The sequence below is a fragment of the Roseateles agri genome (assembly GCF_034043675.1).
In the GTDB taxonomy this organism is placed as follows: domain Bacteria; phylum Pseudomonadota; class Gammaproteobacteria; order Burkholderiales; family Burkholderiaceae_C; genus KK5.
The window spans coordinates 44087-59559 of sequence record NZ_JAXCLA010000013.1 but is presented as its reverse complement, the minus strand read 5'-3'; the positions used below and the strand labels follow the sequence as shown (position 1 = coordinate 59559).

Sequence of the window (15473 nt, the reverse complement as noted above, 5' to 3'; positions counted from 1 at the left end):
CCCCCGCCCCCCCCCCTGGTGCTCAAGAAAATCCTAACTTGGCACTCTCAGGCCAGCATTTGTGCATGTCCTGGCACAGCGTCGCAGAATGAAACAGGCAGCAATAGGGACACTGAAGCATCAAACCCGACCAGATCCGGAGTACCACGTGCCTCAAGCCAGAGCAGACTTGTTCGAGTGCTCGAGCGTGAGCAGTTCCGTTTGCAATGAATCTCTGTCCATGGGTTCGGAAGCCTCGGCGGCGCTTTTCCGGATGCCCGCTCCATCGGACTACGGAATCCCGTTCGAGCCGGGCACGTTCTCCTCCTCCCCTGCCGCCGATCCAGAATTCGAGGCAGGTCCAGTTGCATCCTCCCGCGCTTGAAGCTGCGCGAAATGCAAATCGCCTGTTCGGCCATGCACTGCCCATCCCTCCAAATCACCGCTACCGCATTGAAAATCCCAGAAGCGCTCAAGAGCCCCGTGAGGGCGAATAAAAGGGAAGCGTCGGAATGTGGATCGCATTCCGGGTCGCATTCCGGGGAAATGCTGGACCTGGCCACGATCGTCCAGGTATCCGAAGCGATCTCCCGCGAGATCAATCTCGAGCGATTGATCGAAGTCCTGCTGACCCTCTCGCTTGAACAGACGGGTGCCGAGCGAGCCTCACTTTTCCTGAACGGCGATAAAGGCTTGCAGCTCGTCGCCAGTGCCGAGCTTTCAGCGAAGAGAGCCATCTTGTCGAGAGCAGAAAGGACATGTCTGGATGCGGCACTGCCAGCGCCTGTGATTGAACTCCTTGAACGAAGCCAGCACGCTGAATTGGCTGCAGAAGGCACCGAAGGCCGAACGGGTTCGACTCTCTGTGTGCCCCTGATCAGGCAGGCACGCCTGGCTGGGATCATCTATCTTGAGACTGAAAGTATCGCTGGCGTGTTCACAGGCCAGAGCGCGGCGGTTCTCAAGTTCATCGCCTCCCAGGCGTCCATTGCACTGGAAAATTCGCGGCTCTATCTCGACCTCGTTCGAGAAAAAAATGAGCGCAAGACGGCGGAGGAAACAATCCAGTGCACCGCTCAAACGCTCGCTGAGAGCGAGGAGAGATTTCGGGCGATGGCAAACTCCACATCGGATGTCATCTGGATCTCCGAGGCAAATCCGGAGCGATTGCTGTACGTGAATCCGAGTTTCGAAAAGGTCTGGGGAATCAGCGTCGCTGCACTCCACGAGAACGTCCACTTACGGATCGAAGGCATACACCCCGAGGACCGGCAGCGAGTCTTGCAGGCCTTCATCAAATGGACGAGTTCGGATGAATCCGACGCCTGGGAGATGGAGTTCAGAGTGCTCCAGCCGAGTGGCGCCGTCCGATGGATGCATGAACGGGGCGTGTTCCTCAGTGGCAAGAACGAGAACCCTCGCCGCATCGGCGGCATTGCAACCGACATCACCGAGCAGCGCGAAGCGATATGGGCTTTGCGGCAGTCAGAACAGAGATACACACTGGCGATGGAAGCTGCTCGCGATGGCCACTGGGATTGGATCGCCGCGACCGACACCTTCTATGCCTCGCCGCGATTGCTGGAGATCTACGGCTTCCCTCCCGAGACCCGCTTTAAGGGCAGGCAAGACTTTCTTGATCGCTTTCCATTCCACCCGGACGACAAGGCGCACTGGCTTTCCGAAATCAAGAGGTTCTTTGACAGCCAGGAGACGCGAATCGAGATCGGTCTGAGATTGATCAGGCAGGGCGAAGTCAGAAGCATTCACACGAACGGCCTGCTGAGTCGCGACAGCCAAGGAAGGCCGATTCGCTACACCGGCTCGGTGAGTGACATCACAGAACGCAGGGCGGCCGAGGACGCACTGCGCGAGTCAGAGCAACGCTTCTCCCTGGCCACGGAAGGCTCCAGCGACGGGATCTATGACTGGGACCTGATCTCCAATGCGATGTTCATTTCGCACCGATGCCAGGAGCTGTTTGGTCTCACGCCTTGCGGGGAAATTCGGCAGCGGCAGGACTGGATTTCCGAGGTCTCCCTCCACCCCGATGACGTAGCACCACAGCGGAAGATGTTCAGGGATCTACTCGACGGCAAGATTCCCACCTACGACAAGGAATGGCGCGTACTGCACCCCGACGGCACCTACCGCTGGGTTCGCGTCCGGGGCGTGTGCAAACGCGATCTTACCAATCGCGCCATACGATTCGCTGGCTCGGTGACCGACGTTGATGCAAGGCGTCGCACCGAAGCTGCCATGCAGCAGATGCAACGGCTTGAAGCAGTGGGCACGCTCGCGGGCGGGGTCGCGCACGACTTCAACAACATCCTCGCAGTCATACTGGGTTTCGGAGAGGCCTCGATGAGACACACCCGCCGCGGGAGCCGGATGAGGCGGGATCTTGAGCGGATCCTCTCCGCCGGAGAGAGAGGGCGGGCCCTGGTTGAACGCATCCTTGCATTCAGCCGGAGCAGCGTGGGCGCGCGGGTCGTCGTGGACGTGCAAGGCGTAGTTGCGGAGTCATTGGCAATGGTAGAGGCCACCTGCCCGCCCTATGTCAGACTGGTTGCCAAGCTGAACTCGTGTGGCACGACGATTGTCGGCGACCCCACGCAGATCCATCAGCTGGTGATGAACCTCGCGACAAATGGCGTTCAGGCCATGACCTCCGCGGGCACTCTCAAGACAGAGCTGCATGATGTTTCCATTTCCAAAAACCAGATGACAACAACGGGCCCCCTGCCGGAGGGCGAGTATGTGGTGCTTTCAGTGCGTGACAGTGGTTCCGGCATTGATCCCGCGATCCGCGAGAAGATTTTCGATCCCTTCTTCACCACCAAGGACGTCGGCACAGGGACGGGCCTGGGACTTTCATTGGTCCACGGCATCGTCGCCGACCTTGGCGGTGCGATAGAGCTCACCACCGAGGTCGGCGCCGGCAGCTGCTTTTCGGTCTACCTGCCCCAGGGCGGGTCCGCGGCCCGGGAGCGCGAAGAGGAAGCCCAGCCTCCCATTGCGAGGGGACGAGAGGAGCGGATTCTTCTTGTCGACGACGAGGAGGCCTTGGTTCGTCTCGCCAGCGACATGCTGACCGAGCTTGGATATCAAGCTGCCGGCTTCACTTCCTCAGCCAGGGCCCTCGAGGCCTTTGACCGCGATCCGGGTGCTTTCGCCGCCGTCATCACCGACTCACGCATGCCCCATATGTCGGGTGTGCGTCTCATCAGGGCCTTGCGTGAGAGAAGGTCGGATACCCCCATCGTTCTGGCAAGCGGATTCCTTTCCACGGCCGGGCTCGCCGAGGCTCGGGCGGCGGGCGCGAACGTCATCCTGAACAAGCCAGTATCGAGAAGAGCCCTGGCCCAAGCGCTCTCCGAGGCACTCAAAAGTTCCGCGCAACTGAGAGCCTCGGCGGATTGAAGGGAGAACCCCATGCAGTCTCCATCGACCTTCACCCCACCCCACGTGCTTGCCGTTGACGACGATCCTGACGTGCTTTCACTGATCAGCAGCTACCTGACCGATCATGACCTGCGAGTCACGACCTCAAGCAACGAACTTGAGATGACCGAAGTGATGGCTCGCGACGCAGCCGACATCGTGGTGTTGGATCTCAGGCTCGCTCGAGAAGACGGCATCCAGATCGCACGACGCCTGCGCGAACGCTCCGTCGTCCCCATCATCATCCTGACCGGTCGACTGGAAGAAGCAGACCGCGTGATGGGACTTGAGATGGGAGCCGATGACTATGTGACCAAGCCCTTCTCGCCGCGGGAACTGCTGGCCCGCGTTCGAGCCCTGTTGCGCCGAACGCGCATGCACACCACGTCAGCGGGATCGTCCGCGAACGTCCGATGCTATCGGTTCGTCGGATGGGAGCTCAATATCGGGTTGCGACGACTCACCTCGCCTTCGAAGAGCGTTGTGGCCTTGAGCAATAGCGAATTCAGTCTTTTGCTGGCCTTTCTTTCAGCCCCTCAGAGGGTGCTAGGACGCGAGCAACTTCTCGCAGCCTCACGTCTTCACAACGCAGAGGTCTTCGACCGGGCCATTGACGTCCAAGTCGGACGGCTGCGTCGGAAAATAGAGGCCAATCCGAAGTCGCCCACGCTGATCGTCACCGAGCGCGGGCAAGGCTATAGCTTCTCCGCGGACGTGGACGCGATTCGTGGCTGAGCAGCCATAGGCACGAGCTCATCGCCTTAGCCCCGCCGCGAAAGCGCTTGAGATACGGCTGCAAGCAGTTGACGCTTGGTAAAGGGCTTTGGCAACACGCCTTGCACACCCAGCTCATTGGCAAGCTCGATGGATCCCTCCTGGCCTTTGCGAAATCTTGCTGAGATCAGCAAAATTGCAATCTTCGCTTGGGGCGTGGCCAAACTATCCAGCAGAGACTGGGCAGCGCGCGGAATGGATACATCGGCAATGACGAGGTCAAAGTCGCGGATCTGTTCCATGGATACGTCGATTTCCACCAGGTGACCCGCATCGCCCAGCCAGCGGCGAACCAACTCTGCCACCGCATCATCGTCTTCAAATACTGCGATTCGTCGCCCTGTTTTCATTTGGATAATGGCTATGACATCTCCATGTATTGAACCCGAGATTGTGTTTGCCGCGCGTGTGCGCGGGACTGTCCCACGTGTCAATCGACACATTGGCAAGGTTTCGGACGGAGATCAAAGTTCTCAACGGTGAATTTGTGTCAACTGATGATTTCAGAGTGGGTTTTGGTCATCCTCCTACCGAGGAATTTCGGCAAGCTTGAGGCGTGTCTTCAATACAAGAATCGAGAGCACATATGAATACGGTCATCGACAGCTCGCCGGGCTTGAAATCATCAGCTTTCAACTTTTCGTCCGGCTCCATCGATTCCAGACAAACCGACCAGGTGCGTTGTTCAATCCGACGCAACCGCAGTCACCCGACACCTTCGGGAATCGGTGAGGGTGCAATATCGATGGCTACCCGCTTTCGCGACGCCGACATGCTTATTGCCGACATCGCGAACCTTGCGAAGTCCTATATGGATCGAAATGAGCCGACGGGCCCAACGGCTTCGACATCGTCCAAATTCGATGTGGCAAGTGAAGGGAACTGCCCGAAGAATGATGAAGGCCGTGAATCCGCGGAATCCGACAAGCCCCATGACTTCGGGCTCGAGGTCGCGAACATGAACGCCGGCGCAGTGGGCAGAGATCGGGAAGAACTCCTGGACGCCGTACTCAGCTTGCTCGGACTGGCTTTGCAACAGATGCGAAATTCCCCTTCACCAGAGACGGGGACGGGGACGGGGACGGGGACGCACTCAGTTGGCGACTTGAAGATACTGTCTCGCCCACGGGGTGGAATTGCACCGTCCGCGCTTCGTCGGGTGCGGGAATATATCGACAAGAATCTCAGCGACCCTATCGAAGTCAATGTTTTGGCAAGCCTGACGGGCTTGTCACTCTGTCACTTTTCTCGCGCCTTCAAGCAAAGCATGGGCATGCCACCTCATCGATATCTGATTTGCAGAAGGATCAAGGAAGCCGCCCGATTGATCGAATGTACGGAAATGCCCATGTATGAGATCGCTCTGGAGGTGGGATTCTCTGACCAGAGCCATTTCACCCGTGTATTCAGCGCACAACTGGGAGAGTCACCAAGCAGATTCCGGCATCAACGTCGCTGATCCGAGTCATTCCGGGCACGTTTCTTCAAGACGGCCGGCCGGAATATGTCAACTGCAATGTGGCCGAAGTGCGTGCGTCCCCCGGTTAGGTTGAAAGCCGACGAACGGAAAATCTGGAAAGATTGCACGCGGCATGTTGTGTGAGATTTTTAATACGGCTCACCGTCCACGGACCCGCCCTCGCCGCGCGCCCGCAACTGACGCGGTGTCATTCCGTGTTGCAGACGGATGACGCGCACAAAATGCGATCCGCTGACGAAACCCGCTCGGCGACCGATCTCGCCCGTCGTGACGCGCTTGAAAAGCGGGGACGTCAACATCCGCACGGCGGTCCGTGATCGCGCATCGATCAGAAGCCTGCCGAAGGTCTCGCTGACCGCTGCCAGCGTCCGGTGCATTGTTCGGACAGAGACACCGAGCGAGGTGGCGACGTCGGAAGCCGTCAGCTCTGGCTCCGTGCATCGTTCGGCAATGCACTCCCTGATGCGCGCATGCAGCGTCTTCGTGCCGGGAGAGACCGTTGGCGTGGCAGACTGCATCGCACTGACCGTCAGCGCCAGCAGCGAGCCAACCTGGTCAGCCATGACGGACAAGGGTAGCGGCGGCGCCGCGGCAAGCTCCGGGGACATTTCTCCGAGGTAGGACGATAGCGCCAGTCCCCACATGGAATTCCCAGGAATCCGCCGGGCAACAAGGAGGCTGGGATCCGGCACCCAACGCCGCAGCCAAGCTTCCGTGACGACCAGGTTGACCAGCGAGAAGTCCTGCCTGACTTCGGCCTTGAGCGGGAAGCTCGAATCGAGGATCAGGACGTCACGCGGCATCATGCGCAGGGAGCCGCGATGCTCCGCATTCCAGGGCGCCTTCAGCGTCGTCATCAGATTGAAGACGTGCACCGAATTGCGCGCCAATTCCTTCTTGCCGCGAGAACTGCGATGAGGTGCGCCAACCGACTGCGACACGCCGATTGCACCCAGCTGGGCAAAGCTCACCTTGCCATGAAAGGTCTCGGCATCAACACTGTCAATGGTCAGCGGGGTCACCGCTTCGCTGACCGCGGCTGCAAAGTAGTCGAGGCGCCTCGACGGTGCCACGTCTTCAGTTGACCAGCGTTGGATGAGCTCAGTGCCGACGGATGCCACGTGTGTTCCCCGATAAGAAACGCAAAGTTATTTTGTCCGCTCCTCTGGCTCGGAGTATGCGGACGGGCCATGCCGCGCACAAGGCGCTTTCCCGAGTACGGCACTATCAAACGGAAATCCCGCCACGAATGGCACGCACAGAACAGAAACAAGGCGGGCTGCCAGCTAGACTTTTGGCGCTTGACGTCGCAAAAGCGTTGTTCCGCGCGATCGCGCCTCATTCCAATCCAGGGAGACTGTCGATGGCAACAGGCGAGACCTTGCAGAAATTCTCGACGCGAGCCATTCCGCAAGCGCATCGCTTCGACTACTGGATGAGTGTTCTCAGCGATTCACTCTGGCAGGTCACCGAGTGGAGCGATATTCCTGCGGACTTCAATGTCGAGCTGAGGTCGGCAAAGCTCGGCAGCCTCACGACCTTGAGCGAATGCATCAGCCCGCATCGCTCCCGCCGCACGCACACGGATCTCGGCCGGAGCGAGGAACGCAGCTACCACCTCTTCGTCAGCACGGCGCCCGCGTGGGGGTTTGAACATCGCGGTATCCATGGTCGCTTGAAGAATGGTGACGTCCTGATGCTTGCCGAGGGCGAGCATGAAACGATCTGCCCGGATGGCTTCACCGGAATCATCCTCAAATGCCCGGAGGACTGGATGCGCACGTGGCTGCCGCACCCCGAACTGCTGGCCGGGCAAACGCTGGCCCATGATTCGAAGTGGGGTCGGGTTCTATCACCGATCATTCGCCAGATGACGCCCGAATTCGCCCTGGCTCCGCCGCTGCCGCAGCAGGTCTTGGTCGACCAATTGGGCGCAATCCTGGGGCTCTTTGCCGGCGACGCACACGGCCAGCTCATGCCGGACCTGACCGAAAGAATCCGTGAATGCATACGCGAACGTTGTGGCGACCCCGGCCTGACCGCCGAAGACATTGCGCGAGCACTTGACGTGCCGCCACGAGTGCTGCATCACGCGCTGTCCACCGCCTCCTCCTGCTTTGCTGCGGAGCTCATCTCGGCAAGGGTTGCCGTCGCGGTCTCTCTGCTCACCTCGCGCCTGTGCAAGCAGATGACGCTCCCGGAAATCGCAGTCCAATCCGGATTCTCAAGCCAGGCGCACTTCTCAAGAGCCTTGAAGAAACGTACCGGACACGGTCCGCTCGAGCTTCGACGCGCGCTGTGGTGAGGGGTCTTGCGGTGAGGGCTCTGCGCTCCCCTCGCCCCGGCTCTATCCGCACCTGGCATCCGCGAATCGGGGTATATGTATTCCGGCTTGCGTTGACCCTGGCATCGACGGCCACACCCGCTGCTCATGCAGAAGCCGACTCGGATATCGTCACGCTCCAGACCGTCACGGTGACAGCACGCAAGCGCTCCGAGGACCTCCAGGACATCCCGATCTCCATCATTGCCTACAGCCAGGACGAACTCCGTGCCCGCTCCGTGCAGCGGCTCTCCGATCTGGGCCAGCTCACGCCCAATTTCTTGTACGGACAGAAGATCCAGTCCGGCAGCAGCGCAGGCCAGGTCTACATCAGAGGCATCGGCCAACAGGACACCAATGTCGCATTCAGCCCAGGGGTCGGCATCTATGTCGACGGCGTGTACCTCGGGCGGGCACAGGCCAACGACGCCGACCTTCCTGACCTGGAACGCGTTGAGGTGCTGTTCGGACCGCAAGGGACACTGTTCGGCAAGAACACGAATGGCGGCGTGGTCAATATCGTGACCAAACGACCCGACGCGTCGGCAGCCGGCCCCAGTGGAACGGCAGAGTTGCAGGCTGGCGACTTTCGCCGCCGGGACGCCAGCGTCTACCTGAACGTGCCGCTGCAGACAAATACCGCCGCACTCGGGCTGAGTGCTGCGACCTATCACGCCGACGGCTACAGCAAGCGTGCCGATGGTGAAGATCAGGCGGACCGCAATCGTGGCGCCATCCGCTTGCAGCTCTTGCTGACTCCCGATGACGACGTGGAGGCGCTGGTAAGGGTCGATCGGACCTCGTTCAACGAGCATTCCGCCGCCTACAAATTGATTCAGGTTCGCACGAGCTCGCCCATTCCCATGCTCTACGCGGCACAGACACCCTATCGCTACGACGATCGTTGGGTGACGGCGAGCGACTACACCTATGACGGGGCGGGCCCCAACCGAAATGCTGGGAGCGTCTGGGGCAGTTCGCTCACCGTTCAATGGAACAGGCCCTGGGGCACGCTCAAGTCCATCTCGGCCTACCGTCATTTATCGGTGGATAGCCAGTTTGATCCCGATGGTTCCCCTTTGAGCGTGCTCGACGTCTTCAATACCGTCCAGCAGCATCAGATCTCGCAGGAGTTGCAGGCCACAGGGTCTTCAATGGCCGGCAAGCTCGATTGGGTGGCGGGGCTCTACTATTTCAAGGAGTCCGCCCAGGACGATCAGCCGGCAATAGTCGCCGCGGAGTTGTTCAACGGCGCTGCAAATTTCAACCCACAGCTTCATGTCGTTAATCAGAACTACGCCATCTACGGTCAAGCCAATTTTCGTGCTTCCTCGGCCCTGACCCTGACGGCCGGCCTGCGTGCAGGAGTGGACAACACTCAGGCCGGGCTGCTTCAAGTAGGCTTTCCAACGCCCGTGGTGCAAACGCCTTTCGTTGAGCGCTCGGCCCAATGGTCCTCGCTTCTTCCCAGACTGAGTGCTTCTTACCAATGGAGCCTTGGGCTGATGACATTCGCTTCCGTGGCCGAAGGGTCCAAGACCGGCGGATTCAATGGTCGCGCGGCCTCGGCCAATGAATTCACACGCTTCGAGCCCGAGCGGGTTTGGTCCTATGAGGCTGGCATCCGGTCCGATTGGGCCGACAAGCGGTTGCGGGTCAATGCGACGGTGTTCTACAACAGCTATCTGGATTTCCAGTTGCAGTTGAATCGCTCTGTCACCGATCCCAACACCGGCAAGCCTGTCGCGTTCAGCTTTGTAGGAAACATTCCGAAGGCGCGTGTCCAAGGGGGCGAGTTCTCGGTGGAGCTCTTGCCATTCACCAGACTCCGATTGATGGCGGGCCTGGGCATCACCGACGGCAAATACCTGCAAGTCCTGCCAGGCGCGCCCGTGACGACCGCTAGCGATTTCGTCAACGCGCCCAGATACACCTTCACCAGCTCAGCGGAATATTCGACCGAGGCTGGTGCCATGGGCTACCTGACAGCACGAATCGACTATGTGCACAAGAGTCGGATCGAATATGACTACAGCAATTCACCACTGGTTGCGCAAGCGCCGTATGGCCTGCTCAATGCCCGACTGACCTGGCACCCGGCCGACAAGCGATTCTCCTTATTCGCCTTCGGCACCAACCTCACCGGCACTCACTACGCCACCGGAGGCATCGACGACGGCGCGGGAGGGTCGCTCGGTGAGGTCGTGAAGCTCATGGGTGCACCTCGCGAATGGGGTCTCGGCGCGAGTTATCGCTTTTAGGCGCATCGGTCGGCAGGCCGACAGGTCCATCGCGATTTAGTCCTGCCAATCCTCACCCACCCTGCTCTTCGGAGGTAGACCACCTTGCTACCAAGTACCATGGCTGCCCTGCCTCGCAGCGCCTAATCTGAATAGGCGAGGCGAACGATCGAGGACAAGTCATCATGGAACATGCGGTTGCTCCGAATCAGACCCAGACAGGACCGTGGCATCGGGCAATCTGACGACCGCCATCGACTCGTCAGACGCCGACGAGGCCGGTCAGCTCCCAAGAACGCTCAAGCTGATGAACGACAAGCTGGCGACCATCGCGGGCAGGTGCGCCATTCGTCCGATTCGATTGCGACCGGCTCTTCACAGATCGCCGTGGGCAAGGCGGACCTCAGTCAGCGCACCGAAGAGCAGGCCAGCAATCTGCAGCAGACGGCCGCTTCGATGGAGGAATTGACGGCAACGGTGAAGCACAACGCCGAAACCGCGAGCGCTGCGACGCAGATCACCAGCAACGCCTCTCAGGCCGCCGCGGAAGGTGCGCGCGTGGTCGACCAAGTCGTGATCACCATGGAGCAGATTTCCGCGGCGTCCAAAAAGGTCGCCGATATCGCCGGCGTGATCGACGGCATCGCATTCCAGACCAACATCCTGGCCCTGAACGCCGCCGTCGAGGCTGCTCGGGCCGGCGAACAGGGCCGAGGCTTCGCCGTCGTCGCCCCCGAAGTACGTTCACTGGCTCAACGTTCCAGCCAGGCCGCGCGCGAGATCAAGCAGCTCATCACCGCCAGCTCGGAAAAGGTCGACGCAGGCTCCCGCCTCGTCGGAACCGCGGGCCAATCCATGACCAATATCGTGTCCCAGGTCTCTCGCGCGCCAACGACCTCATCGGCGAGACTGGCAGCTCCAGCAGCGAGCAAAGCAAAGGTATCTCCCAGGTTGCCGACGCAGTGAGCCAACTGGACCAGGTCATGCAGCTAAATGCGGCCCTCGTGGAAGAGAGTGCAGCCGTCGCTGAAAGCCTCAAGGTGCAAGCCGCCAAGTTGGCGGAGATCGTTTCCGTCTTCACCTTGGCCGGGAAGGCTTGAGTCAAACTCGGGCCGCCTCGCTCTGCAAGCTCCTCAGGCGTCCAGTTCCCGAAAGACATCGCGGAGGAGCCCGCGTCGGCGGGTCGCGGCCGACGAGGATGATGCCGGACTTGCGCCCGTAGAGTTCCGTCGGCGTTGCGTGCGATGCACATCCTGACCTTGCAGCGTGGGTGGCCGGCGCCCTCGGTTGAACTAGTTCATCGCTTCGTCACTGACAGGCGGAATTCGCGTTGGCGATGGCACTTGCAGAGCAAAAGCGTTCGGGTTCGGGCGCTAAAGTTTTGTCATCAATGTTCCGTGCCTGGCTGAAAAAATCCTTCTGAGCCGCGGGGTCGGGGAACTGGGTCGAATCGCTGAATGGCGGAAGAATCATGCCTCTTGAATCTGCCAAGTGGAGAGCATCTCGAACAGCGCGGAGCCGCCGCTTCAGATTGTCGAGACTGATGTCGAAACCGAGAACCTGCCGCCACGTGATCGCGCGGGAGCAGCGTGCGTGACGTCGCTGCAGGAGATTACAAGACGCTTGTTGCGCTCGGGGCATCTCGCTGCCTCTGTCGCATGGCTGTTGCTCCTCGTGGCGATGCCCTCCATGGCGCTGGACGCCAATACACCTCTGAAGCAGCTCAGTCACACGGTATGGCTCGCCAAGGACGGATTGCCCACCGAGGCCCTTTCCGCCATCGAGCAGACTCGCGACGGACATCTCTGGATCGGTACCTTTGGCGGGCTCTATCAGTTCGACGGTTTGCGTTTTGAACGCGAAATCCTCCCGCGTGATCCAAAGCTCGGATCCTCAAGCATCTACACCCTGTACGCCGCGCGCAAAGGCGGCCTGTGGATCGGCTTCACGTTCGGCGGCGTGGGCTTTCTCCGGGATGGAAAGCTGCGCATATACGACGCCCAAGATGGCCTTCCACCTGGAACGATCAGGTTCATGACGGAGGACGCCTCGGGCGTTCCATGGGTCGCAACTAGGTCCGCCATTGCGCACCTGGACACGACGGGTCGATGGCGTCGTATTGACGTTCCCCCCTCTGTTTTGTCCATTCAGACCATTTACTTTGATGCGGACGACTCGCTTTGGGCCTCGGGATCGGGGGGGGTGTTTCGGCGAGAAGCGGGCGCAACCACCTTTTCGACATATCAGGTCGAACCCAAAAAACTGGATGTCATCAAAACCGTCATCCCGGCCTGGGATGGATCGACCTGGATCGTCGATGGGCTGTCCGCGCGCCGCGTGGCGCGTTCTTCCAAGCGACTCGACCCGTTCGCAGGTCACAGCAATGTCGCGAATATCGATGCTGAAGGTGCGCTGTGGATGGTCGATGGCAACTCTGTCGTTCGGGCAAGTCCATCGCCGGCGAACGACACCCTCGATATAGCCGCTCAACGAGACAGAGTCGGGCTTTCAGACGGCATGGTGGGAACAAGCTTCGCCGGTGTCACTCGCTTTCTGACAACGCACGACGGTCAGATGTGGTTCATGACCTCCACCAGCCTTGAACGGTTCTCGATGCGCGCGGCGACGCCTCTCGACATCTCGTTCCTCGCATCAGAATTGGCCGCGAACATGGCCGTTGCTGCGCTCGACGACGGCGCATTGCTGCTAATGCCCGCTGCGGGCCCACTGCAGTTGGTGAACCACGGCAAAGCCAGCGCAGTTCCGGGCTTGGAAGATGTCTTTGCCATCGCCCGGCTGGCTGATGGCACCACCATGGCAGGTGGAGAGGGCAATCTCTGGCACCTCCATGCAGGCGCTTGGCGTGCGGTTCCGCCCCCCCCTGGGATTGATCACTCGGAAATTCAGGCGATTGCGGGAAAGGACCTCGCACACGTTTGGGTATCGATCGTGAGAAAAGGTGTTTTCCAGTACCAGGCAGGCGTCTGGCAGGCAAACGGCGGTCTGCCTGGATTGCCATCAGAACCCGCAGTCACTCTGGCTTGGGATGCAAACGAGAACCTGTGGCTGGGATACGCGGACGGGAGAATCGCCCGGGTAAGGGGTTCGGACGTCCATATGTTCGGGGAAGCTGAAGGCGCAGACTTCGGCGTTGTCACTGCGCTCACCGCGCATGGCCAAAACGTCTGGGCCGGCGGCGAATTGGGATTGCGCCGATGGAACGGGCGGACGTTCACGCGCTTGCGGGCTGATCGCGAACGCGCCTTCGACTTTGTGACCGGCATCGTCGAGACGGCATCCGGGGACGTGTGGCTGAACTCGGCAGCAGGCATCGTACACATTCCTGCCTCTGACCTGGCGCAAGCCGATGGCGCGCCGCACTCCGCCATCGTCATCGATGTCTTTGACCGACTGGACGGATATCTGGGCTCAAGTGCTCGTGTGCGACCGCTACCCACTGCGGCGGAAGGGAAGGACGGCACCTTGTGGTTCTCCAGCACGGCGGGCATCTTCTCGATCGATCCGAAGACCGCAGTCAAGCTCCGAGCCCCGCCGCGCCCCCTTGTCAAGACGCTGCTTGCGAACGGCAAACGGTACGAGCCCAGCGAGCCCATCGTCCTCGCCAAGGGGACGGACAATCTGCGGATCGACTTCGTCGGTCTTGAGCTGGAAGTGCCGGAACGGGTGCGTTATCGATTCAAGCTCGACGGGGTCGACGCCGACTGGCGAGATGCAGGCATGCGGCGAGAAGCTTTCTACACCAATCTTCGCGCGGGCAACTACCGCTTCCATGTCCTTGCTTCCATCGATGGCAGGATCTGGAGCCCGGAAGAAGGTTCGCTCAGCTTTCGCATCGAACCCACCTTTTCCGAGACCGTATGGTTCTTGGCCTTATGCGTCGTCGCAGCCGTTGGCTTTATCACGTTGACGATAAAGTGGCGACTGCGTCGGATAGCGCAGCATCTGCGCCAGAAGTTGGACACCCAGCTCGCCGAACGCGACCGGATTGCGCGTGAACTTCACGACACCTTGCTGCAGAGTACGCAGGGCTTGATTCTGCGCTTTCAGGCGATCACCAATCGAATGCCTGCCGACGACGTCAACCGTGAGCAAATTGAGACCGCCCTTGAACGCGCAGACGAAGTGCTCACCGAAGGGCGAGATCGGGTGCGCGGCCTTCGCCGTGCCGCCAGTCATCGCGACAGCCTGGCGCAAGTACTGCGGACAATCGGCGACGAGCTTGCGGCAGAAGCGCAGCTGATCTTTCGCTTCGAGTCCTCAGGCGAAGATCCGCGGCTGTCGCTGGAAGAGGCCGATGAGATCCAGCGAATCGTTGGCGAGTCGTTGACCAATGCCTGCAGGCACGGAAGGGCGACAACCATCGGGCTCAGCATCAGCAACGCCTCTCAGAAGCTGCTCATATCGGTTGAAGACGACGGCGTCGGCATTGACGCCGAGATGGCCAAATCAGGTTCACGTCCTGGCCATTGGGGTTTGCAGGGCATGCGTGAGCGCAGCGAGCGTATCGGTGCCGCCCTGACAATCGAGCCGCGCGAGAGCGGGGGCACTAGGGTTGAACTTGCTCTCGCGATCAATCCATCGGGGAGATGGTCGTGATCAAGGTGATGATCGTCGACGACCACCCCTTGCTTCGCGAGGGCATCGCTGCAGTGGTCGACGGCGAGAGTGATATGAGGGTCATTGCCGAAGCCGGCAATGGCGTGGAGGCGATCGATCGATTCCGCGAACATCGTCCCGACGTGACGCTCATGGATTTGGCGATGCCGCAGATGGATGGCGTGGCAGCGACTGTCGCGATTCGCGCCGAATGGCCGCAAGCGCGTATTGTGATTCTGACGACGTACAACGGAGACGTGGCAGCCATGCGTGCCCTGAAAGCCGGCGCCTGCGGCTATCTGTTGAAGAGTCTGATCCGGACCGACCTGCTGACCGCAATTCGTTCGGTGCACGCTGGCCACCGTCGTATTCCGCGAGAGGTGGCAGACGAGCTCGCTGAGCACATAGGAGACGAAGTGCTCACCGAACGGGAATTGGGCGTGCTGCGAGAAGTGGCCGCTGGAAACTCGAACCGGAGTGTCGCCATGAAGCTGGGCATCTCCGAAGAGACGGTGAAGGTTCACATGAAGAACATCCTAGGCAAGCTCGCGGCAAATGACCGTACCCATGCCGTCACGATCGCACTGAAGCGCGGCGTCATCGATGTGTGATGCAT

General features: G+C 60.3%; 9 protein-coding genes and 1 pseudogene. 8 read left to right on the top strand and 2 right to left on the bottom strand.

Annotated features, from left to right (window positions below):
* The first annotated feature begins 360 nt into the window (after positions 1 to 360).
* Both SNE35_RS31300 and SNE35_RS31295 read left to right on the top strand, forming a co-directional pair.
* A complete protein-coding gene (locus SNE35_RS31300; RefSeq protein WP_320426994.1) occupies positions 361 to 3402 on the top strand; it encodes a PAS domain-containing protein in 3042 nt (1013 codons plus the stop codon).
* Between the two features lie 12 nt (positions 3403 to 3414).
* Positions 3415 to 4158 carry a response regulator gene (locus SNE35_RS31295; RefSeq protein ID WP_320426993.1) on the top strand — a complete coding sequence of 248 codons (744 nt, stop codon included), beginning with the start codon at positions 3415 to 3417 and terminating at the stop codon, positions 4156 to 4158.
* A 26-nt stretch (positions 4159 to 4184) separates the two neighbouring features.
* On the opposite strand, the gene SNE35_RS31290 is transcribed toward SNE35_RS31295, so the two are convergent.
* Entirely contained in the window at positions 4185 to 4547 is a 363-nt protein-coding gene (locus SNE35_RS31290; protein WP_320426992.1) for a response regulator, read from the bottom strand.
* A 236-nt stretch (positions 4548 to 4783) separates the two neighbouring features.
* Here SNE35_RS31290 and SNE35_RS31285 point away from each other — a divergent pair, with 236 nt between their 5' ends.
* Positions 4784 to 5656 carry an AraC family transcriptional regulator gene (locus SNE35_RS31285; RefSeq protein ID WP_320426991.1) on the top strand — a complete coding sequence of 291 codons (873 nt, stop codon included), beginning with the start codon at positions 4784 to 4786 and terminating at the stop codon, positions 5654 to 5656.
* A 149-nt stretch (positions 5657 to 5805) separates the two neighbouring features.
* Here SNE35_RS31285 and SNE35_RS31280 read toward each other — a convergent pair whose 3' ends face one another.
* Complete coding sequence (locus SNE35_RS31280; protein ID WP_320426990.1) at positions 5806 to 6798, bottom strand: helix-turn-helix transcriptional regulator; 993 nt, start codon at positions 6796 to 6798, stop codon at positions 5806 to 5808.
* A gap of 128 nt (positions 6799 to 6926) precedes the next feature.
* On the opposite strand from SNE35_RS31280, the gene SNE35_RS31275 reads away from it, so the two are divergent.
* The 5 genes and pseudogenes from SNE35_RS31275 (at position 6927) to SNE35_RS31255 (ending at position 15468) form a co-directional block, all read left to right on the top strand.
* A complete protein-coding gene (locus SNE35_RS31275) occupies positions 6927 to 7982 on the top strand; it encodes a helix-turn-helix domain-containing protein (RefSeq protein WP_320426989.1) in 1056 nt (351 codons plus the stop codon).
* A 92-nt stretch (positions 7983 to 8074) separates the two neighbouring features.
* Positions 8075 to 10261, top strand: a complete 2187-nt coding sequence (locus SNE35_RS31270; RefSeq protein ID WP_320426988.1) for a TonB-dependent receptor — start codon at positions 8075 to 8077, stop codon at positions 10259 to 10261.
* A gap of 202 nt (positions 10262 to 10463) precedes the next feature.
* Positions 10464 to 11340 (top strand): annotated as a pseudogene (locus SNE35_RS31265) (methyl-accepting chemotaxis protein); the annotation flags it as partial.
* A 391-nt stretch (positions 11341 to 11731) separates the two neighbouring features.
* Positions 11732 to 14857: a sensor histidine kinase gene (locus tag SNE35_RS31260; protein ID WP_320426987.1), complete on the top strand. Its 3126-nt coding sequence runs from the start codon at positions 11732 to 11734 to the stop codon at positions 14855 to 14857.
* The gene (locus SNE35_RS31255) at positions 14854 to 15468 is read left to right on the top strand and encodes a response regulator transcription factor (protein ID WP_320426986.1); all 615 of its coding nucleotides are present in this window, start codon (positions 14854 to 14856) and stop codon (positions 15466 to 15468) included. The genes SNE35_RS31260 and SNE35_RS31255 overlap by 4 nt, the downstream gene beginning before the upstream one ends.
* The last annotated feature ends 5 nt before the right edge of the window (positions 15469 to 15473 follow it).

What these genes read in the sequence shown, in the direction of transcription:
- SNE35_RS31295 (WP_320426993.1), top strand. Translation starts at nt 3,415, where the DNA reads ATGCAGTCTCCATCGACCTTCACCCCACCCCACGTGCTTGCCGTTGAC.
- SNE35_RS31290 (WP_320426992.1), bottom strand. Translation starts at nt 4,547, where the DNA reads ATGAAAACAGGGCGACGAATCGCAGTATTTGAAGACGATGATGCGGTG.
- SNE35_RS31285 (WP_320426991.1), top strand. Translation starts at nt 4,784, where the DNA reads ATGAATACGGTCATCGACAGCTCGCCGGGCTTGAAATCATCAGCTTTC.
- SNE35_RS31275 (WP_320426989.1), top strand. Translation starts at nt 6,927, where the DNA reads ATGGCACGCACAGAACAGAAACAAGGCGGGCTGCCAGCTAGACTTTTG.